The organism is Shewanella aestuarii, assembly GCF_014647215.1.
Classification (GTDB): domain Bacteria; phylum Pseudomonadota; class Gammaproteobacteria; order Enterobacterales; family Shewanellaceae; genus Shewanella; species Shewanella aestuarii.
In genome coordinates this window covers 166,376-188,488 of sequence record NZ_BMOT01000006.1, presented here as the reverse complement: position 1 = coordinate 188,488, position 22,113 = coordinate 166,376, and the positions used below count along the sequence as shown (strand labels likewise).

Here is a 22,113-nt window from a genome sequence, read left to right as displayed (position 1 = left end):
ACCCAGAGGTTTTGCGTGGCGGTCTATTCGCCATGAAGTTTTAACTCGCTTTACTTATTTCCGTTTGACTATTCACCACCTTTTTTCGTCGTTTTGACGTTTTGACTCGGGTAATTGATCAACTTGATTGATTCCCTTATCACTCCCCCAAGTGATACTAGCTTTCCTTTTCCCCAATTGGATGCTTGATACATGTCAGCCTACTCTATGAGTAGGCTTTTTTTTGCCTGCAGGTTTTCAAGATTGAGTCGAATAAGATTATTCTTAAAATACTAGCTTAGTTCGCCCCCGAAGCGTGTTTAGAACCAAAGTTCTAATGAAAAGCGCTTACGTTCGATTCAATAAAAAACTAACTTATGCTATTTAGGAAACTTCGGTTTATTTTGGGGTTTTAATGACAATTTATCGCTTTACATCAATGCTATAGGAAATGTAAGGTGCTATAAATCAATAATTCAAGTAACTTAAATCATTGGGAAAGTCAGTTAATAAGTGACTATGTTTAATATGAATCCACGGAGGGTCTAAATAATGGTTATGTTTTCTTTAGGAGTTACAGTTTTATTTATTCTTCTTAGTATGTTATTGAAATTTAGGCATGTTGCGTATACATATGTAATTGGTAACATTATATTATTTATTTTTTTTGCAATTTCTGGTCAAGTTGGTGGATGGTTTGTTTTAATTTATCAAATCCCAGCCCTTGGACCTGCTTTTCTTGGTATATGTATCGGAACCCCCATCGGTAATAAAATTAGACCTATTATTGAGAGTAAACTATCAATAATAGGTAATAAGTTAAGCGCGCGAGTAACAACAAAGCAAGCTTCTGATTCAGCTTTAAATGGTACGCTTAGAACTTGTAGTAATGTTGAGAATGAAGATCTACTTGTAAAAAATGATATTACAACTAAATAGTCGGTATATTAAATACAACAAGTGACTATAGCGTTAACCCAGACTTATCATAATACGAATAGTCACTTTAGTTATTAGATACTAACTCACTTTTGACCCCAAATGAGTTACATCTAGTATTGTTAGTTAGACAATTAGAGAACTTTTCAATTTATAAATTAAAGGGTGAGGCAAAAGACAATATCAGATCCCTGCTGCTCAAATAGACGGCAAAAGCCCTTCACTTTGTTGTGAAGGGCGTTTTTAGATGCAGAAATTGAGATTATTTCTCTCGCATGTAAGAGGTTTGAACTAAGGTTTCTAGCAATACTTCACTCTTAGTAACTTTGAAGTTCAATGGCTGTTTTAGTTCATCAAACAAAGGTGCGCCGCCGCCAAGTAGGATAGGAAAGCGAGTGATCACCATTTCATCGATCAGATCTTCTTTGAGGAAGTTTTGAATAGTCACGCCACCGTCGATGTATAGATCAGAAAATCCCTTAGTATTCAGCTCCGCGATAATGTCTTTCAATTCACCTTTGACTAAGAATACTTTGTCTTCATAGCCTTGTGGCACTTTCGTCATAGTGTTGCTCAATACGAACACTGGTTTTGTGTAAGGCCAATCGCAATCAAAACTCAGAACTACATCGAGTGTATTGCGTCCCATCACCAAGCCGTCAACTCGTTTCATCAACGCAAAGAAACCAGTATCAATATTGTCTGGATTTGGTACCGAATTTAACCAGTCGAGTTTGCCTTGTTTATCTGCGATGAAACCGTCAAGACTGGTTGCAATAAAAACGATGTTTGCCATAAAAGTATCTCATTAAATTGGTCGTGGTTGATCGAAGTCAAAATATAGTTTAAAATTAATTCTACTATGTAGAATATTTTGAGTATATCGGGAAGTACAAATGGCTGTCAATGAAAAAAAACGTGGACGACCAGCGGGGGAGATGTCACAGTTAAGTGCTGATAGCATCCTAGAAACAGCTAAGTGTTTGATGAAAATGGATGGAAAAGTCCCAAGTATCCGTTCATTAGCAACGCAATTAAACGTGGATCCTATGGCGATTTATTACTACTTCAAAAACAAGAATGCTTTGTTGGAAGCGCTCACCACATCGCTTGTGGCGGAGATCTATCAGCCTCAGGAAAGTTTTAATTGGCAAGGCGAGTTAAAAAGTTTATGTGTCAGTTATATCGAGCTGTTACGTGAGTACAACGGGCTACTACAAACTATGCTGAGTATGACATCACACGGACCAGCTCAAGTGTTTACTGAGCGTTATCAAACTATTATTGCTCCTTTAGCTTTACTCAAAAAAGTGGAAAAAGACGGTTTAGATTTGCTGGCTGATTACTTACATGGTTTCGCGTTCTCTATCAGTTGTTGTCATGATGCGAGTTTGATCAAAACTGAAATGATGAATGGACCATTGGCGCTGATTTGTAGTTCATTAGAATCATCTCGAACCTAGCTCACATTAAAGGGGCTTTTCAATGTTACTGATAGCGAGACAAAGGTTTATCGATTCTAGCAGGTAATGTATTTAGGAGCAGGTCTTACTGATATGAATCAGTCAGCTTAGACAATGTGTTAAGTGAATTTTCTATACTTGAAGTTACCTAAGCTTTACTGATTTAGCTTTTGCTACTGTCATCAATAAAGCTTAATCGAAGAAACAAAATTTCAGGTGCTGATGAGCCAGCGAGTATCCAAAACAAGGATGTTTTGGTTAAGCCCACAGGGAGGTGCTTGCTGCGTCTCGCGGGATCATTTGCACTTGAAGTTAATCTAACGTCTATGAGGCTTTAATTACTGTTATAAAAAGATACCTACCAACCCAATTTTGTTCTGAAACCCGTTAACTCCTGCTTTCTGTCAACAATTGACCATTGTGATTAATCTGTCATCAAAAGTCTGTTTTCAGGCTTTATAAGGTGTTTTTACCACCAAAGTGTGATTTTATGGCATGTTAGGGGATATAATCTCCCTCTTTTGAGCATTCGGGGTCATTTATCGGAGCTGCTCAAAAATAATAACAATATTAATTAACCCTCACCCAAGGAACATGGTTCCATGTTAGAAAAACTATTTAAACTAAAACAAAACAATACCTCGTTAAAACAAGAAGTGGTTGCCGGACTGACTACGTTTTTAACTATGGCTTATATTATCTTTGTTAACCCTATGATGCTTGCTGATGCAGGGATGGATCATGGCGCCGTATTCGTAGCAACCTGTTTAGCTGCGGCGATTGGCTGTTTGATCATGGGATTGTTAGCAAATTACCCTATCGCGTTAGCGCCAGGTATGGGACTGAATGCCTTTTTTACTTACACAGTAGTAGGCGAGATGGGTTACAGCTGGGAAACCGCATTAGGCGCGGTGTTTATGTCAGGTGTCTGTTTCCTTGTGTTGTCTCTGGTCAAAATTCGTGAGTGGATTGTAAACAGTATTCCAATGTCATTGCGATTTGGTATTGCTGCGGGTATTGGTCTCTTTTTAGCATTAATTGGCTTAAAAAGTGCGGGCATTGTGGTGGCAAGTCCTGCCACGTTAGTCACTATGGGCGACATCACTTCGTTTCCGGCTGTGATGGCATCACTCGGGTTCTTCTTGATCATTGCTATGGTGCAACGTGGCTGGAAAGCAGCGGTAATCTTAAGCATTATGATAGTGACTGTATTAGGATTGCTTTTTGGTGATGTGCAATATAATGGCTTAATGTCAGTGCCGCCTTCTATTGCGCCAACATTCATGAAAATGGATTTATCTAGCGTATTAGAAATTAGTATGATTTCAGTGATTTTTGCGTTCCTGTTTGTCGATTTATTCGATACATCGGGTACGTTAGTTGCTGTGGCTCAACGTGGTGGTTTCTTGGATGATAAAGGTCGTTTACCACGCGTGAAACGTGCATTAACCGCAGACAGTGTAGCCACCATTACCGGTGCGGTATTAGGAACATCAACCACCACTAGTTATATCGAAAGTACAGCGGGTGTGAGTGCTGGTGGACGTACAGGCTTAACCGCAGTTGTCGTGGGTATTTTATTTTTAGCGGCATTGTTTATTTCGCCACTGGCTGGAATGGTGCCCGCGTATGCAACATCGGGTGCGTTATTTTATGTCGCCATTTTAATGATGTCTGGTCTTATCAATGTTGATTGGGATGACTTGACTGAAGCGGCCCCTGTCGTAGTGACCTGTTTATTGATGCCGTTGACATTCTCTATTGCGAACGCCATTGGTTTCGGGTTTATTTCTTATTTAGTGATAAAGCTGCTAACGGGTCGTATTAAAGATTTAAATGCCGGAGTGGTATTTATTGCCTTGTTGTTCTTAGTGAAGTTTATTTACGGCTAATGTCACTAGATTAGCGCTATTTAATTAAGGGTTATGCAATGCATAACCCTTTTTTATGGCAGATCACAAATAAAACTCACTAAAACCCATTTGATTGCAGCTTTATCTAGGAATTCAATGTTGAATTGGGTATAAAAATAGTTCGGAATATTATCAATCAAATTAGAGAGAAGGCTAAATGGGTTATCGCCGCGTGGTAGTGAAGTTGGGCACCAGTGTACTGACTTCTGGCAGCAAGAAATTAGACAAGGCACATATGGTTGAATTAGCCAGACAAATGGCTAACTTAATGAAGTCTGGTGTCGAAGTTGTGTTATGCACTTCAGGTGCAATTGCCGCGGGACGTGAACATCTGCAATACCCCATTTTGCCCGATACCATGGCGCACAAACAATTGCTTGCCGCTGTGGGACAAAGCCAATTAATTCTCGCTTGGTCGCAACTGTTTAGTTTATATGGTTTGTATGTGGGTCAGCTACTGTTAACCCGTGCTGACTTGCAAGACAGAGAGCGCTACCTCAATGCACGTGATACGTTAAATGCTTTGTTAGATAACAATATTATTCCTATCATTAATGAAAATGATGCCGTAGCAACCAATGAAATCAAAGTCGGCGATAACGATAATTTATCGGCTCGTGCGGCGTTGTTGTGTGATGCAGACCTCTTGATTTTGCTTACCGATCAAAAAGGCTTGTTTGATGCAGACCCTCGCACAAATCCCGATGCGCAGTTGATCAAACAAGTGGTTAATATTGATGACAGCTTACGCTTATTAGCGGGTGGTTCGGTTTCTGGTTTAGGTACAGGCGGAATGGCCACTAAACTTGAGGCGGCAGATATTGCCAGACGTGCGGGAATTGAGGTGGTGATAGCGTCAGGTCATCATCCCGATGTCATCAATAAAGTTGCCCTACGAGAGTCGGTAGGTACCCACTTTAGTGCGATTGATTCGCCATTAGAAAGCCGCAAACAGTGGATATTAGCTGGCCCTGCTAGCCAAGGTAAGTTGGTTGTCGATGCTGGTGCCGCTCGCGCAGTTGTTGAAAGTGGACGCAGTTTATTGTCTAAAGGGATAACCCGCATTGACGGGGAGTTCGACCGAGGCGCTACCATTTTAATTGTTAATACAGATGCGCGAGTTTTGGGTAAGGGCATAAGCCGTTATTGCGCCGCTGATTTACGTAAAATCAGCGGTAAACATTCCAATGAAATCGAAGACATTTTAGGGTATGACTATGGGGATGCTGCTGTGCACCGCAATGACATGGTTGTATTAGAAAACAAGGAGAAAACTCATGTCAGTTAATCAGGATGACGCCAGCCAAGCGCAAATCAATCAATATTTGTTAGGTTTAGGTCAACGTGCGAAAGCGGCAAGTTTTACCCTTGCCACGTTAACATCTACCCAGAAAAATAATTTATTGAGTACCATCAGTGAACGTTTAGCTGATAATGCCAGTGCCATTTTAGCTGCCAATGCTAAAGATGTTGCTGCTGCCAAAGCCAATGGTTTAACAGATGCCATGATTGACCGTTTACTGCTTGATGAAGCTAGATTAGCCGGCATTATTGGCGATATTGATAATGTAATAGCCCTTGCCGATCCTATCGGTAAAGAAGCGGCCAGCCAGATACTTGATAATGGATTGCGACTGACCCAGCGAAGCGTTCCTCTTGGGGTCGTTGGCGTGATTTACGAAGCCCGCCCGAATGTGACTGTTGATATTGCGGTATTAGCACTAAAAACCGGTAATGCGGTTATTTTACGCGGTGGTAAAGAAACCATAGAGTCGAATAAAGTACTCAGTGATGTTATTCGGGGCGCGCTTAATAGCTTGAACTTACCGCAAGATGCGGTGCAATTAATTGAATCGCCACAGCGGGCGATTGTAAGTGGTTTGCTGCGCTTAGATAAATATGTCGATATGATCATTCCTCGCGGCGGCCAGACGTTACAACGCTTATGCGCGGAACAATCAAGTATTCCAGTCATTCTTGGTGGTATCGGTATTTGCCATTTATTGGTTGATAAAAAAGCTGATTTGAACCGTGCCGTCGAAGTGATTGCCAATGCTAAAGTGCAACGTCCAACCGTGTGTAATGCACTGGACACCTTGTTAATCGATCAACAGGTTGCAGCAGCATTTGTGCCTCAGGTGGCAGCACATCTACATAGCCTTGGGGTGAAGTTTTATGTGTGCGAGCAATCACAGGGGTATTTAAGTGGATTAGGGTTTGATATCACACCTGCCGACGATGAGTCGTTTTCTACCGAGTGGTTATCATTAACCTTAGGCATTAAAGTGGTTGCCGATATTGATGGGGCTATTGCTCATATTCGTCAGCATTCAAGCGGGCACTCTGAAGCAATATTAACCGATGACATTCACGCGGCAAGTTACTTTATGAATCAAGTGGATTCAGCCGCGGTATATGTTAATGCTAGCACGCGTTTTACTGATGGCGCTCAATTTGGTTTAGGTGCCGAGGTGGCGGTAAGTACCCAAAAGCTGCATGCCAGAGGGCCTATGGCACTGGATGCTTTAACCACTTATAAATGGCTTGCTTGGGGCGATTACACCAGCCGTAAATAATCATGGCTTAAAGTTTATCTGAAAAAAAAGCTTACTCAATTGAGTAAGCTTTTTTATAAGTAACATGGTTTTTTAGAATGCGTAGCTTACAGACGCAAGGAAGGTGTCTTTAGTTTTGAACACGCCATCATCAACTTGATAATCACCGTCTAAATCGGTCATTAGATAAGCCAGTGACAGTCCAAAGCCTGCAACTTCAGTCGATACGCCGACAGAGTAGTCAGAGTAGCTATCAAAGCCCTCACCATCGTCGAGTGCATCACCGAAGTTATAGCCGTAATGGAAGTCTAAACTCCAGTTTTCCGCAAATTCCCAACCATAGTTTAAGTCGATATAGTGCAAGTCTAAATCACTTCCACCGTAATCATTGGTATACCAGTAAGCGGCTCTAGCACCAAAAAAGTCAACTCCCACAGTTGCTTCTAGGTAATCTAAATCACTTTCACCTGGGTAGTTATAACGATATAAGGTGACATCCCAGCTAGCATTATCGTTAATTTCACCCCAGTATCCGGCATAGATATCTAACTCGATATCTGGGCCATTATAATCTTCTTCATCAAAGTCGATGTTACTTGCCCAAGCGCCTACGAAGAAGCCGCTTTCAGCACTCCAATCTACGCCTGCTTGTAATGCTGGATCACCAGCGGTTTGAGATACACCGCGAAAGCGATAGTCGTTTGTTACTGAAACTTCACCCGAGAATTCAGCCATTGCAGAGCTTGAAAGCACTGAAGCTGAAAGGGTAAGGCCGGCCAATAGCGCTAGTCTTGTTTTTGTGAATGTTTTAGACACGATATCTTCTCCAATTATAGTTATATACTCAGTTTTCGTAGGGTAAAACTGGTGGTGCCAACTTTTCCAAAAACACAGGTTTTGGTTTTATACTCCGTGGCGGGTGTTACAGTTACATCATCATCTTTAATTTGTACTATTTTTGAACCGTATTGGTGCAATTTGCAAGCTATTCTTTGCGTTAAAAAACTAAATATGCGTGGTAAGTGCTTATTGAGCTTCAAAAATGACATAAACCTTTCGGCAAGGGGCTACCACTTCCCATGTGCCTTTAAAACCTGCGGGAATGACAAACTTGTCACCCACATTGACAGTCAGCTTGGTGCCATTAACATCGGTTATGATGCTAGTACCTTCCAAAATGTCGCAATATTCATGCTCAGTATAGCTAATATTCCAGCAGCCAATATCACTTTGCCAAATACCCACATTAAATTGTGCGCATGGGCTAGCATAATGATTTTGCACGCTTTGCAATGGGTTGCCTTTAAGTCTTTTTTCATCAGGTAAATGGTATTGATCTATTTCAGCTGATGAGGTTGCAAAGCTCTCGATATCACTGATCAGTTTTGTCATGTTTATGGTCTCAAGTTTAGTTCATTGTTGGCATAATAAACGCCGAGCCTTCAGTGGTAACCGATGCTTTTGGCCATCTTGCCGTAATGGCTTTACGTTTGGTGTAAAAACGAACGCCATCTGGTCCATGCATATGCAGAGGGCCAAACAGTGAGCGTTTCCAACCGCCAAAGCTATGGAATGCCATTGGGACAGGAATAGGTACGTTAACCCCAACCATGCCAACTTCAACATGGTGGCAAAAATGTCTTGCAGCTTCACCATTTTGAGTGAAGATAGCAGTGCCGTTGCCAAATTCGTGTTTGTTAATGAGGTTAAGCGCCTGCGCATAATCTTTTACACGCACAATGGCTAATACGGGGCCAAAAATTTCTTGTTGGTAAATGGTCATCTCAGGAGTGACGTTATCGAACAAGCATGCCCCTAAAAAGTAACCCTGTTGTTGATCTTTTACCGATAAATTTCTGCCATCGGCAATCAGTGTAGCCCCTTCTGCGACACCTGTTGCAACATAGTCGCGTACTTTTTGTAGGTGCTGAGCTGAAATTAACGGTCCCATATCCATTTCTGGCGTTAAGCCGTTACCGACTTTAAGGTTTTCAATTTGAGGCAGTAAGGCCTCAACTAACTTATCACCGCTATTGCCAACCGCTAACACCACTGAAATGGCCATACAGCGTTCACCTGCGCTGCCATAAGCTGCGCCCATAAGCGCTTTAACCGCTTGATCTAAATCTGCATCTGGCATCAATAGCATGTGGTTTTTAGCGCCACCTAATGCTTGTACGCGTTTACCGTGCGCTGATGCTGTACTGTAAATATATTCGGCAATTGGCGTTGAACCGACAAAGCTAACAGCTTGAACATCTGGGTGAGTAAGCAGCGTATCAACAGCTTCTTTGTCACCATTGACGACGTTAAATACCCCATCAGGTAAACCCGCTTCCGTGAGTAACTCCGCCATGCGCATTACCGAGCTTGGATCTTTTTCAGAAGGCTTCATAATGAAGGTGTTACCGCAAGCTATGGCAATAGGGAACATCCACATAGGCACCATCACTGGGAAGTTAAATGGCGCTATTCCCGCGACAACCCCTAAAGATTGATTCACCGACCATGAATCTACGCCGCCGCCAACCTGCTGGGTATGCTCACCTTTTAGTAAGTGTGGAATACCACAAGCAAACTCAACCACTTCTAAACCACGGACTAATTCGCCTTTTGCATCTTCTAATACCTTACCGTGCTCGCGAGTGATTAGCTCTGCTAGCTCATCAATATTTTGTTCCATTAATGCTTTGAACTTGAATAGCACACGCGCGCGATTGAGCGGAGTAACCTGCGACCATGTTTGATATGCTTGTTTTGCAATCTCAACGGCATGGCTCACTTCCTGTTTACATGCTAACGACACATGGCCGCGAAGCTCACCACTAGCGGGTTCATAAATAGGTTGCTGGCGTTGGCTTGTTTCTGTGTGCTTGCCATTGACGTAATGAGATAAAGTGAGCATAAAAAACCTTTCTATTAATAGTGTAAATGTATTTGTGTTTGTGCTGTTTAGTGATCTAATCAGTAAGAGTTAACCCACTGCGAGGATCGCATCTGAAAGACTATTCACCATGTCATCAATTTGCGATTTTTCGACAATTAGCGGTGGCGAGAGAGCCAAAATGTCGCCGGTGGCTCTCACTAAAGTGCCATTTCTAAAGCAGTGGTCAAATATCTCATACCCTCGTTTACCAGCCCCTTTTTCGCTGGGGGCAAACTGGATACCGGCAACTAAGCCAATGTTGCGAATGTCGATGATGTTAGGTAAGCCTTTTAAGCTGTGAACCGCATCTTCAAAGTATTGGCTAAGGTTTTTAGCGCGCTCAAAAAGTTGCTCTTCTTGATATATTTCTAAAGTGGCTAATGCTGAAGCGGCTGCAACAGGGTGACCCGAGTATGTGTAACCATGGAAAAACTCAATCATGCTTTCTGGGCCCTGCATGCAGGTATCATGAATCGTGTTGCTAACAAACACCGCGCCCATGGGAATAGCACCATTGTTAATCGCTTTAGCTGTGGTGATGATATCTGGTGTAACTTGCCAAAAATCACTGGCAAACGCTGCACCTAATCGACCAAATCCGGTAATGACTTCATCAAATATCAATAAAATCCCGTGTTTTTGGGTGATTTCGCGTAAGCGTTTTAAATAACCATCAGGGGGTAAAATAACCCCAGCTGAACCTGACATGGGTTCAACAATAACGGCGGCAATGTTTTCTGCGCCGTGTAGGGTAATCAGTTGCTCTAACACTTCAGCTTTTTCAATGCCATTTTTCGGTAGGCCTTTTGAAAACGCATTGTTAGCAATATCTAAGGTGTGGGGTAAATGATCGACTCCTTGTAATAACTGGCCACTAAAAGTTTTCCGATTATTACCAATACCACCCACTGAGATCCCACCAAAACCTACACCGTGATAACCTAGCTCTCGGCCTATAAAGCGAGTGCGCGAAGGTTGACCATTCGCACGGTGGTAGCACAGGGCCATTTTCAATGCGGTATCAACAGATTCAGAACCTGAGTTAGTGAAAAACACTTTATCTAAGCCATCAGGACTAAGTTGGGTGAGTTTATGGGCCAATTCAAATGCCAATGGATGGCCTAATTGAAATGAAGGGGCGTAATCCATGTGACTAATTTGTTTGCTTACAGCCTCAGAAATCTTTTTGCGACCATGACCCGCATTACAACACCATAAACCGGCAGTCGCATCTAACACAGCTTGACCACGATCATCGGTATAGTACATACCCTCTGCTTGTGTCAGTAACCTTGGGTTTGTTTTAAACTGTCGATTGGCAGTAAACGGCATCCAATAGTTTGCCATGTCTGGCTTGGATATCGATGAACTGTTTGATTGCGGTGGCTGTTGTTGCATTGCTAATTCCTTGTTCTTAATCGCACTGAAATGGTGTCATTCAGCACACTTTTTTGTAGTCAATACATCTATTGATGGTCAATATTTGCTACGCTATATCAAATATAATGAACATGGAAGAGGTTTTAGTAAAAAATTAAAGTAAATTGGACATTTTTGTAAAATATATTGAAATTTTCATCGGTTCAGCATAATTTGAAGCATCAATTACACTCTGTAATTACAGTCAGGTTGTTTGGCTAATTGATTTTGATTACAGCCAAACATGCACATATAGGATGTCGAGGTGGCAATGAGCTCTCCAACAAATCGTAGCGAATGGGAACAACTCGCAAAAAGTCTCACTATTAATGGCAACGCCATGATTAATGGTGTGTATCAATCTGCACAATCAGGTGAAACCTTTGATTGTATTAGCCCCGTTGATGGCCGCATGCTAGCTAAAGTCGCCAGTTGCGATTATCAAGATGCCAATATGGCCGTGGCCAATGCTAAAGCCGTTTTCGAAGCCGGTACTTGGTCGCAACTTCCTCCTGTAAAACGTAAAGCCGTAATGATCCGTTTTGCTGAGCTTTTAGAGCAAAATGCAGATGAGCTTGCTTTACTTGAAACCCTCGATATGGGTAAACCTATTCAGTTTGCTAAAGCGGTTGACGTAGCTGGCGCAGCCCGAGCAATCAGATGGTGCGGCGAAGCCATCGACAAAATTTATGATGAAATAGCCCCTACTGCACACAATGAGATAGGCATGATCACCCGTGAGCCTGTTGGTGTTGTGGCCGCTATTGTGCCGTGGAACTTCCCGATGATTATGGCGTGTTGGAAGTTAGGTCCAGCGTTAGCGACGGGTAATAGTGTGGTATTAAAACCTTCTGAAAAGTCACCTTTAACTGCGATTAAAATGGCGCAACTTGCGTTGGATGCGGGTATTCCTAAAGGTGTGCTCAACGTTTTGCCCGGTTTTGGTCATACAGTTGGTAAAGCATTAGCCTTACATATGGATGTCGATACTTTGGTATTTACTGGTTCCACCAAAATTGCCAAGCAGCTGATGATTTATGCTGGGCAATCTAATATGAAGCGTGTGTGGTTAGAAGCGGGTGGAAAAAGCCCTAATATCGTTTTCAATGATGCACCGGATTTAAAAGCGGCGGCGCAGGCTGCCGCATCTGCTATTGCATTTAACCAAGGTGAAGTTTGTACCGCAGGCTCACGTTTACTGGTTGAATCAGGCATCAAAGATGAATTGATTCAACTTATTGCTGACGAATTAAAATCTTGGCAACCAGGTCATCCATTAGATCCTAATACGGTTACGGGCGCGATGGTTGATACTCAGCAAATGGAAAACGTTTTAGGTTATATCAAAGCCGGTGAAGATGAAGGCGCAACCTTAGTACAAGGTGGTAAACAGGTGATGGCGGATACGGGCGGTGTATACGTGCAGCCAACCATATTCTCTGAAGTGAATAACAAAATGACCATAGCTAGCGAAGAGATATTTGGGCCGGTTTTATCTGTGATTGAATTTGATGGTATGGATGAAGCTATTCAAATTGCTAACGACACCATTTACGGTCTAGCTGCCGGTGTGTGGACATCAAACCTATCTAAAGCGCACAAGACAGCCAAAGCGTTACGCAGCGGAATGGTATGGATAAACCATTATGATGGCGGCGACATGACAGCGCCATTTGGTGGTTACAAGCAATCTGGAAATGGCCGAGATAAATCGTTACATGCTTTCGACAAGTACACGGAAATTAAAGCCACTTGGATTGCTTTGTAAGTTGCTCAATACCACCTTGTGATTAATTAAATATAAAACAAGCCCTATGATCTTTCATCATAGGGCTTTTTGTTATCTATCTTAGGATAAATTTATATTAAACAATGGTCTTGAGTTTTAGCAAACGCTAGGCTTTTGGGCTATGAATATGGCTTTGTATCAAGATAAAAGATTTTGAATGGATATGGTTTGTTTATATTTTAATCAGAATGAGGTTATATTTATTAAGATTCATGCACATTTTTGCTTTTCGTATACTAGGATAGACATCATCTTATGATACAGGATGCGTTCAGAATGCTTTCATCACGGTTTTATTTGTTATCGGCATTAACGGCAGGCGCTTTTCTAGGCTTTATTGTGTGGATTATTTATCTTGCCAATACCGGAGGGGCCAGTGTCTTTTTCGACTTAATCAAACATATACCTTATGGTGACAAAGTTGGGCATTGTTTATTATTTGGCACCTTAACCTTTTTGGCTAATTTAACTTTAAAGTTTAAAACCATCAAATGGGGTAGCATCAGTTTATATCTTGGATCATCCTTGGTCGCTGTGTTTGTGCTGGTAGAAGAAATGAGTCAGGGCTTTATTCCAAGCCGTACTTTAGATGGTGCCGATTTACTGGCTGATGGCGTTGGTATTGCCTTATTTAGCTATTTCAGTTGGTTGACCCACAGATTTATACAGTCCTCTTCTCAAGGAAAAAATCATGAATAACATTACTGTTTCAACAGCCTGGTTAGTCGAGCATTTAGATGACTCCAATTTTATTTTGCTGGATGCCAGTATGGACGTGGTGTTAGGTAAAGAGCCTTTAGTTTATGAACAGTTTAGGTGTATTCCAAACACGCTAAATATGCACTTAGAGCAGGACTTTTTTGATCATCAATCATCTATGTCGCATGCTATGCCAACAGCAGAGCAATTTACACAGGCCGCGCAAAAACTGGGGATTAATCAGGATAGTGTGGTGGTGATATATGATAATCAAGGAATGTACTCCGCTCCCAGAGCTTGGTGGACTTTTAAAACCATGGGGTTTGAAAAAGTGTTTATCCTTGACGGTGGTTTACCACAATGGATGGCTGAAAGCTTACCCACAGCGGATCAATATATTGCGCCACTCAGATTAGGTAATGCTAAGGCCATACCGCAAAATGTGGGCGTGTGTGATAGTCGATTTATGTTATGTAACTTTGACAAACAAGGTTTCACTATCATTGATGCTAGGGCTGAGGGAAGATTTAAGGGGCAGGTTTCTGAGCCGAGGGCAGGGGTGAGAAGCGGCCATATTCCAGGATCGGTAAATTTGCCCTTTGCACAGGTACTTGATGGTTATAAATTAAAATCATCAGTGGAATTATCCGCGCTATTTGAGCGAACAATACAGAGTAATGCCGAGCAGCTTATTTTTAGCTGTGGCTCAGGGATTACAGCCTGTATTTTGCTTGTTGCGGCTAAAGTGTCTGGTGTTCAAAATGTCATGTTATATGACGGTTCCTGGGCGGAGTGGGGATCCTGTGAAACACTGCCTATTACTAGAGGACAACCTTGAACTAGGCGCAGTACTCACTCCTACTTCACTAGCGCATTCTTACCAAGTGCGGTGAAGCAGGAGCCGTCAATATTAAAAGATGTCTTTAAATCTATGGTAAAGCATCCCTGCAGCGAGCATTGGCGAGCGAAAGTGCGGCCCTCCAGGAAAAGTCATGTGTTTTATTTTATCAAAAATATCAAAGCGTTCAGCTTGCTCTGTAATCGCCTCTGCTATCAGTTTGGCAGCCATATGTGTGGCATTGACGCCATGGCCAGAATACGCTTGAGCATAAAATATATTCTTAGCATTGGGTAATCGGCCAATTTGCGGCATTCGATTTGCGCCTATGCCAATCATGCCTCCCCACTGATAATCAATTTTAACCCCTTTCAACTGCGGAAAAACATGCTCTAAATTAGGTCGTAGTGCCGCTTCGATATTACGTGGATCTTTGCCAGAATAGGTGCATAACCCGCCAAATAATAAGCGGTTATCTGCTGATAAGTGGAAGTAATCTAATGCTACCCGCATGTCGGCAAAGGCCATGTTTTGTGGAATGATAGCCTGGCATTGCTCTGGGGTTAGCGGCTCAGTGGCTAATAAATAACTCCCCGCGGGTAATACTTTACCGCCTACATAATCATTAAGTTTATGGCCAATGTAAGCATTGCCAGCAAGTACTAGAAAACGACAGTGCACTTCGCCTTTAGCGGTTTTTACGACAGGTTTATCTCCTTTGTAAATATGCTCTGCTGGACTATTTTCAAAAATTTGTACGCCCATTTCACGAGCGACACGCGCTTCACCTAATACTAAATTGAGCGGATGTAAGTGGCCGCTGCCCATGTCGATGAGTGCACCTTGATAAAAATCCGATTGAATGACTTCACTGGTATGATCTTTATCGAGTAGTCGAATGTCATGCTGATATCCAGCTTGTTTCAAATCGTTAAACTCTTGTTCTAATTCATGCATATGCCTAGGCTTAACGGCAAGATCACAGTAACCCATCTGTAAATCGCATTGGATCTGATGTTGCTCTACACGCTGTTTAACAATTTCTACCGCTTCAAATCCCATTTGGGTGATGGCGTTGACGCCTTCGGTACCGATAACATTTTTAAATTGGCTTGCATCATGGCCTATACCTCTAATCAGTTCACCGCCATTGCGGCCAGAAGCTCCCCAACCTATGCGCTTAGCTTCTAAAACCGCGACACTAAAACCTTTCTGTGCTAGTTCAATTGCAGTATTTATACCGCTAAAACCGCCACCCACAACACACACATCAACGTGAACTGACTCAGTTAATTGTGGATGGTTAAATAATTCTTTAGCACTATGAAAGTAAAAGGAATCAGGATAGTTATCGCTATGGATAGGTGAAGGTTTTGGCATAGCGTCTCCGACGATATTTGGGTTGATAGTAAAATATGCTTGTCGATGGGTAAGTTTTAATCGACATAATGTGCATTTTATTTAACACTGAATTAAGTTAGAATACAATTCCTTTCATCAGTTGATGAAACGGTGTTAAATTGCAGATCCAAAGCAGGTGTGTTGAGTAGGTTTTTTTCAGGAGAAATAAATTGGATATTGGAGCTAGCTTAAAAGCTGTTCGGAAAATGCGCGGACTTTCTCAACGCGAATTAGCTAAACGTGCTGGAGTAACCAACAGTACTATTTCTATGATTGAAAAAAACAGTGTTAGCCCTTCGATAAGTTCTTTAAAAAAGGTACTGGCAGGGATCCCGATGTCATTGGTAGAGTTTTTCTCTATTGAAGAAGGCACTGTGGGTGAGCAGAAGGTGGTGTATCGCTCAGAAGAGCTGCTCGATATTGGAACCGGTGATTTAGTATATAAACTGATAGGCAGAGATTTTCCTAATCGAGCTATGTCGCTCATGCTTGAAACCTACCCACCTGGTACCAGCACCGGTGATGATATGTTGCAACATCGTGGTGAAGAAGGGGCATATATTCTTGAGGGGAAAATAGAGCTTACCGTTGCAAATGAAACATTTGTTTTAGAAAAAGGTGATAGTTATTACTTTAACAGTGAATTACCGCATCATTTTTCAAATCCCTTTTCAGACCCTTGTAAATTAGTCAGTGCCACCACTCCTGGCGATTTTTAGTCTCTTGTATCATCACGGAGTAGACCACACCGCTCCGTGCCATTTGGTTAATTCCCTTTCAAGTTCTTTTAGTTAAAGACATTTGTTTTTCCACTACTGTAAATAATATTAAGCATATAATTGTTCGATATTCTGAATGGTTGTGTTGCGATAACTACTATTTTTTGCCTAATCATATATTGATAACTTTCATTTTATCGCCTTTTAATAACCATTTACTCTTAACTTTAGGACGTTTGAAGTGTTTTGTTTGGTTAGGATAATAAAAGTTAATTCAGTTGTATTATTGCTATTGCCTAGTTTCAAAATTAGGTGTAGTGTGTGAAAAAATGAACACAAAATATTGGTTTACTAAGTTAGTCACTGGCAGTGGATGTATCGCAAAGTTGACAACTGAATAGGCCAAATGATTGAAATGGACACTGCGTTTTCGCAGTTCAAGTAGGTGTGATATGTCTTTGTCAAATGTCCCAATGATTGGGGTCGTGGCATGTAATCAACAAATAGGGTTGCACCCATTTAATATTGTGGGTGAAAAATACCTTCTTAGCGTAGTGAATGGAGCTAAAGGTTTTCCCTTAGTTATTCCGTCATTAGGCATAACTTTACCCACCCAAGCGTTACTTTCTCGTTTAGACGGTATCCTATTTACTGGTTCGCCTTCTAACGTTGAACCACATCATTATCAGGGACCAAGTAGTGCAGAAGGCACGCATCATGATCCTAAGCGTGACGCGACCACTTTACCGTTAATTAAAGCTGCTATCGATGCTGGGATCCCTGTGTTAGGTATTTGCCGTGGATTTCAAGAAATGAACGTGGTGTTCGGTGGTAGCTTGCATCAAAAATTACATGAAGTTGGCCAATATATTGAACATCGTGAAGATAAACATGCTCCATTAGATGTGCAGTATGGCTTGTCACATAAAATCGATATTGTTCCAGGTGGATTGCTCCACGATGCATGGGGCTGTGACTTTGCAGAAGTGAATTCTGTTCATACTCAAGGTGTAGATCGTTTGGGTAAAGGGTTACAGCCAGAAGCACACGCTCCGGATGGATTAGTAGAAGCGTTCTCTGTCAAAGACGCTCAAGCCTTTGCGCTAGCGGTACAGTGGCATCCTGAGTGGAAAGTACAAGATAACCAGTTTTATTCATCAATTTTTGATGCATTCGGCAATGCCTGCCGTTTACATGCTGCTAAACGAGAGAAATAACAAATGGATAAGTTAATAAAATTTTTAAAAGACAAAAAAATCACCGAAGTAGAATGTGTTATTAGTGATATGACGGGCATTGCTCGCGGTAAAATTGCACCAGTTGATAAGTTTATTGACGAAAAAGGCATGCGTCTTCCTGAAAGTGTTCTGCTGCAAACCGTTACAGGTGATTTCATCGACGACAGTATTTTTTACTCATTACTTGATGATGCAGATATCGATTTTGTTTGTGTTCCTGATGAAGATGCGGTGTTCATGTTGCCTTGGACTGTTGAAGCCACCGCACAGGTAATTCATGATTGTTATGACCGTATGGGTAACCCAATTGAACTTTCACCTCGTAACGTTCTTAAAAAAGTGCTTAAACTTTATGAAGATAAAGGTTGGGAGCCTGTAATCGCGCCTGAAATGGAGTTTTATTTAACTCAGCGTAGTGACGATCACGACTTACCACTTAAGCCACCCGTTGGTCGCTCAGGTCGTCCTGAAGCGGGTCGTCAGTCTTTCTCAATTGATGCTGCTAACGAATACGATCCACTATTCGAAGACATGTATGATTGGTGCGAAGCTCAAGGGTTAGATATTGATACCTTGATCCACGAAGATGGCCCAGCGCAAATGGAGATTAACTTCAGCCACGGCAATCCTTTAGCATTAGCTGACCAAGTATTTATTTTTAAACGTACCCTAAAAGAAGCTGCATTAAAGCACAATGTATGTGCCACATTTATGGCCAAGCCAGTAACCGATGAACCTGGCAGTGCGATGCATATTCACCAAAGTGTGATTGACAAGAAAACCGGCAAAAACATTTTCACTAAAGAAGATGGCACTCAAAGTCAGTTATTTTTGAATTACATTGCTGGTTTACAAACCTATATTCCTGAGCTGTTACCTTTAATGGCGCCAAGTGCAAACTCATTCCGCCGCTTTTTACCCGGTACATCAGCGCCAGTAAACTTAGAGTGGGGCGTAGAAAACCGCACCTGTGGTTTACGTATTCCTGAATCTTCACCGCAAAACCGTCGTATTGAAAACCGTATTCCAGGTGCCGATGCCAACTGTTATCTAACGATCGCAGCCAGTTTATTATGTGGCTTTATTGGTATGGAAAAAGGTTTACGTCCATCAACGCCTGTTACCGGTCGTTCAAACGAAAGCCGTACTAATAATGAATATTGTTTACCACTAACGTTAGAAGAAGCGTTAATGGCAATGCAAGACAGTGAAGCGTGTATTGAATACCTAGGCCAGTCATTCACCACAGGTTTTGTGGCGGTGAAGCAAGCTGAATTAGAGAACTTCCGCCGCGTGGTAAGTTCTTGGGAACGTGAGTTCTTATTGTTAACGGTTTAAGCCTAATCGTGACATTTCAGTGATTTTGCTTTTTTGATTGAAGCGCTGGCAATAGTGGTTTATTGCCAGCGATAAAGGAACGGGTATGACAGACTTAACAAGACTACAGCAAGCCGATAAAGCACATTTTATTCATCCATTTACTGATTCTAAAAGCCTTGGCGAAAAAGGCACCCGCGTGATTGAACGTGCTGAAGGTGTTTATATTTGGGATGTGCAAGGTAAAAAGTTACTGGATGGCATGGCAGGGCTTTGGTGTGTGAATGTGGGTTATGGCAGGCAATCTATTGTCGATGCCGTCAGTAAGCAAATGCAACAACTGCCTTATTACAACAGCTTCTTTCAATGTACACATCCACCTGCAATTGAACTGGCAAAAACGATTGCTGAATTAGCGCCTAAACATATGAACAATGTGTTTTTTACCGGTTCTGGTTCAGAGTCAAATGATACTAATTTACGTATGGTACGCCGTTACTGGGATTTGAAAGGGCAACCTAACAAGAAAACCATTATCAGCCGCCATAATGCTTACCATGGTTCTACCGTTGCAGGGGCAAGCTTGGGCGGCATGTCTGGAATGCACGAACAAGGTGATTTACCCATCCCCAAAATAGTGCATATCGCCCAACCTTATTGGTATCAAGAGGGCGGCGACTTAACACCTGAAGCCTTCGGTCTACAAGCGGCACAAGCATTAGAAACTGAAATCTTAGCCTTGGGCGAAGACAATGTCGCAGCATTTATTGCTGAGCCATTCCAAGGTGCAGGTGGGGTAATCATTCCTCCGTCGACTTACTGGCCTGAAATCAAACGTATTTTAGCCAAGTATGACATTTTACTTATTCTTGATGAGGTGATCAGTGGTTTTGGCCGAACAGGTCATTGGTTTGCCGCTGAGTATTTTGATTTGCAACCGGATTTGATTTCGATAGCCAAAGGCATGACTTCAGGATATGTGCCAATGGGTGGCGTAATAGTTGCAGACAGAGTTGCAGAGGTTATTAAGCAACAATGTGGTGAATTTACCCATGGTTACACCTACTCGGGTCACCCAGTTGCGGCCGCTGCCGCATTAGAAAATATTAATATCATCAAGCAAGAAAAGCTGGTTGAAAAAGTGGCCGCTGAAATCGCACCTTATTTTCAACAGTCTTTACAGCAATTAGCTGAACATCCATTAGTGGGTGAAGTGCGAGGTTTAGGCCTAGTGGCTGCAATTGAGCTTGTACAAGATAAAGCTAAGCGTCAACGTTACCCTGCAAACATTGGGGTGGGAACTTGGTGCCGAGATGCTTGCATTGACCATGGTTTAGTGATGCGCTCGGTAGGCGACACTATGATTATTTCGCCACCATTAGTCATAACTAAAGCACAAATAGATGAGTTAATTGAAAAAGCGTTACTCGCATTAAATGCTACCTATAGCAAATGTTTAGCGCTTAAATAGCGGTAACAAATAAACTTAAATGCTCAGTATGTAATGTAAACCGATTGCATGCTTATGAGTAAGTAGTGATTTTTTAATCAATTAGAGTGTCACTATCTAGTAATTGAAAAGGTTTTTGATAAAATCCAAAAAGTTATGGCATTTACATTTTGCTGTGATGTTACCGATGCAGAAATACGATGTAGCATTGGATAATTTCCTTTTTATAAGGGAATGATAATAACGCTTGAAAAGCGAAAAACTGTCAGCACCGATCTGACCATTATCCAAGTAAGGGAGAACATATGAAGCTACTGAACAAACTGTCTACCATCGCACTTATCTCAGCGTCGGTATTTGCTAGCACCTCGCTGCATGCTGAAGAAGTGGTAAAGATGTATAACTGGTCTGATTATATTGCTGAAGACACCTTAGCAAACTTTGAAAAAGAGACTGGCATTCGCGTGATTTATGACGTTTTCGATAGCAACGAAGTCCTTGAGGCGAAATTGCTTTCAGGGCGCAGTGGTTATGACATCGTTGTGCCTTCGAATCACTTTTTGGCGAAACAAGTTAAGGCGGGCGCTTTCCAAAAGCTTGATCGTGCCAAGTTGACTAATTATGCCAATTTAAAGCCTGATTTAATGAAGCAATTAGAAAAAGCCGATCCAGCTAATGAACATTCAGTACCTTATTTGTGGGGTACAAATGGTATTGGTTACAACATTGATAAAGTCAAAGCTGTGTTAGGTGAAGATGCGCCATTTGATTCACTAGAGCTTATCTTTAATCCTAAGTATGCAGAGAAAATCGCCTCGTGTGGTTTCTCAATGCTAGATTCTGCGGACGATATGTTGCCACAAGCACTCATCTACTTAGGCTTAGATCCAAACAGCAAAAATGCTGCAGACTATGAAAAAGCGGCTGAAGTACTTGCTAAAGTGCGTCCATATATCACTTATTTCCATTCTTCACGTTACATTTCTGACTTAGCAAATGGCGATATTTGTGTCGCGTTTGGTTTCTCTGGAGATGTGTTCCAAGCAGCCGCTCGTGCTGATGAAGCTGGAAACGGTAATAAGATTGGTTATTCAATTCCAAAAGAAGGCGCTAACTTGTGGTTTGATATGCTAGCGATTCCACAGGATGCAACTAACGTGGATAACGCGCATAAGTTAATCAACTATTTATTGCGTCCAGAAGTTATCGCGCCAATCACTAACTATGTCGCCTATGCAAACCCAAATACCCCTGCACAGGAATTGGTTGAAGAATCAATTAAGAACGACCCTGCAATTTATCCGTCACAGGCAGTAATTGATAAGTTGTACATTGGTGATATTCGTCCAATGAAAATTCAACGTGTTGTGACACGCGCGTGGACTAAAGTGAAATCTGGTCAGTAATCAGGTTTTTATAGGGCGAGGAGACTCGCCCTAGTTAATTTAGTCTTTCATCAATCAGATTT

19 protein-coding genes are annotated in these 22,113 nt (G+C 41.9%); 13 read left to right on the top strand and 6 right to left on the bottom strand.

All coding sequences use genetic code 11. The features are described from left to right. The first annotated feature begins 531 nt into the window (after nt 1-531). Nucleotides 532-918, top strand: coding sequence for a hypothetical protein (locus IEY03_RS10775; protein ID WP_188841445.1), 387 nt, complete (start codon nt 532-534; stop codon nt 916-918). Nucleotides 919-1,180: 262 nt separating this feature from the next. Here the strand turns inward: IEY03_RS10775 and IEY03_RS10770 are convergent, their stop codons facing one another. Beyond that, nucleotides 1,181-1,714 carry a dihydrofolate reductase family protein gene (locus IEY03_RS10770; protein WP_188841443.1) on the bottom strand — a complete coding sequence of 178 codons (534 nt, stop codon included), beginning with the start codon at nt 1,712-1,714 and terminating at the stop codon, nt 1,181-1,183. 100 nt (nt 1,715-1,814) lie between these two features. On the opposite strand from IEY03_RS10770, the gene IEY03_RS10765 reads away from it, so the two are divergent. The 4 genes from IEY03_RS10765 to IEY03_RS10750 all read left to right on the top strand — a co-directional run bounded on the left by IEY03_RS10765 (nt 1,815) and on the right by IEY03_RS10750 (nt 6,870). Beyond that, a complete protein-coding gene (locus IEY03_RS10765) occupies nt 1,815-2,381 on the top strand; it encodes a TetR/AcrR family transcriptional regulator (protein ID WP_188841441.1) in 567 nt (188 codons plus the stop codon). 602 nt (nt 2,382-2,983) lie between these two features. Continuing rightward, complete coding sequence (locus tag IEY03_RS10760) at nt 2,984-4,273, top strand: NCS2 family permease (protein WP_188841438.1); 1,290 nt, start codon at nt 2,984-2,986, stop codon at nt 4,271-4,273. A 178-nt stretch (nt 4,274-4,451) separates the two neighbouring features. Then, nucleotides 4,452-5,582: a glutamate 5-kinase gene (gene proB / locus IEY03_RS10755; protein ID WP_188841436.1), complete on the top strand. Its 1,131-nt coding sequence runs from the start codon at nt 4,452-4,454 to the stop codon at nt 5,580-5,582. Then, nucleotides 5,572-6,870 carry a glutamate-5-semialdehyde dehydrogenase gene (locus IEY03_RS10750; RefSeq protein WP_188841434.1) on the top strand — a complete coding sequence of 433 codons (1,299 nt, stop codon included), beginning with the start codon at nt 5,572-5,574 and terminating at the stop codon, nt 6,868-6,870. The genes proB and IEY03_RS10750 overlap by 11 nt, the downstream gene beginning before the upstream one ends. Before the next feature lie 72 nt (nt 6,871-6,942). Here IEY03_RS10750 and IEY03_RS10745 read toward each other — a convergent pair whose 3' ends face one another. The 4 genes from IEY03_RS10745 to aptA form a co-directional block, all read right to left on the bottom strand. Beyond that, nucleotides 6,943-7,665, bottom strand: coding sequence for a TorF family putative porin (locus IEY03_RS10745; RefSeq protein WP_188841432.1), 723 nt, complete (start codon nt 7,663-7,665; stop codon nt 6,943-6,945). 210 nt (nt 7,666-7,875) lie between these two features. Next, entirely contained in the window at nt 7,876-8,241 is a 366-nt protein-coding gene (locus IEY03_RS10740; protein ID WP_188841430.1) for a cupin domain-containing protein, read from the bottom strand. A 16-nt stretch (nt 8,242-8,257) separates the two neighbouring features. Beyond that, entirely contained in the window at nt 8,258-9,754 is a 1,497-nt protein-coding gene (locus IEY03_RS10735) for a CoA-acylating methylmalonate-semialdehyde dehydrogenase (RefSeq protein WP_188841428.1), read from the bottom strand. Between the two features lie 69 nt (nt 9,755-9,823). Continuing rightward, nucleotides 9,824-11,173, bottom strand: coding sequence for an omega-aminotransferase AptA (gene aptA, locus IEY03_RS10730; protein WP_188841426.1), 1,350 nt, complete (start codon nt 11,171-11,173; stop codon nt 9,824-9,826). Between the two features lie 292 nt (nt 11,174-11,465). Between aptA and IEY03_RS10725 the strand changes: the two genes are divergently transcribed. From IEY03_RS10725 to IEY03_RS10715, 3 genes are all read left to right on the top strand, one after another. Beyond that, on the top strand, nt 11,466-12,962 hold the full coding sequence (locus IEY03_RS10725; RefSeq protein WP_188841424.1) for an aldehyde dehydrogenase: 1,497 nt from the start codon (nt 11,466-11,468) through the stop codon (nt 12,960-12,962). Nucleotides 12,963-13,259: 297 nt separating this feature from the next. Beyond that, nucleotides 13,260-13,682: a VanZ family protein gene (locus IEY03_RS10720; RefSeq protein ID WP_188841422.1), complete on the top strand. Its 423-nt coding sequence runs from the start codon at nt 13,260-13,262 to the stop codon at nt 13,680-13,682. After that, nucleotides 13,675-14,520 carry a sulfurtransferase gene (locus IEY03_RS10715; RefSeq protein ID WP_188841420.1) on the top strand — a complete coding sequence of 282 codons (846 nt, stop codon included), beginning with the start codon at nt 13,675-13,677 and terminating at the stop codon, nt 14,518-14,520. Before IEY03_RS10720 ends, IEY03_RS10715 begins: the two co-directional genes overlap by 8 nt. Before the next feature lie 72 nt (nt 14,521-14,592). On the opposite strand, the gene IEY03_RS10710 is transcribed toward IEY03_RS10715, so the two are convergent. Next, complete coding sequence (locus IEY03_RS10710; RefSeq protein WP_188841418.1) at nt 14,593-15,900, bottom strand: NAD(P)/FAD-dependent oxidoreductase; 1,308 nt, start codon at nt 15,898-15,900, stop codon at nt 14,593-14,595. Nucleotides 15,901-16,091: 191 nt separating this feature from the next. Here IEY03_RS10710 and IEY03_RS10705 point away from each other — a divergent pair, with 191 nt between their 5' ends. The 5 genes from IEY03_RS10705 (at nt 16,092) to IEY03_RS10685 (ending at nt 22,051) form a co-directional block, all read left to right on the top strand. Next, complete coding sequence (locus tag IEY03_RS10705; protein WP_188841416.1) at nt 16,092-16,640, top strand: cupin domain-containing protein; 549 nt, start codon at nt 16,092-16,094, stop codon at nt 16,638-16,640. 452 nt (nt 16,641-17,092) lie between these two features. Continuing rightward, nucleotides 17,093-17,857: a gamma-glutamyl-gamma-aminobutyrate hydrolase family protein gene (locus tag IEY03_RS10700; RefSeq protein ID WP_188841414.1), complete on the top strand. Its 765-nt coding sequence runs from the start codon at nt 17,093-17,095 to the stop codon at nt 17,855-17,857. 3 nt (nt 17,858-17,860) lie between these two features. Beyond that, entirely contained in the window at nt 17,861-19,216 is a 1,356-nt protein-coding gene (locus IEY03_RS10695; protein WP_188841412.1) for a glutamine synthetase family protein, read from the top strand. Between the two features lie 85 nt (nt 19,217-19,301). Next, entirely contained in the window at nt 19,302-20,666 is a 1,365-nt protein-coding gene (locus tag IEY03_RS10690; RefSeq protein ID WP_188841410.1) for an aspartate aminotransferase family protein, read from the top strand. 284 nt (nt 20,667-20,950) lie between these two features. Beyond that, a complete protein-coding gene (locus IEY03_RS10685) occupies nt 20,951-22,051 on the top strand; it encodes a polyamine ABC transporter substrate-binding protein (RefSeq protein WP_188841408.1) in 1,101 nt (366 codons plus the stop codon). Nucleotides 22,052-22,113: the final 62 nt, after the last annotated feature.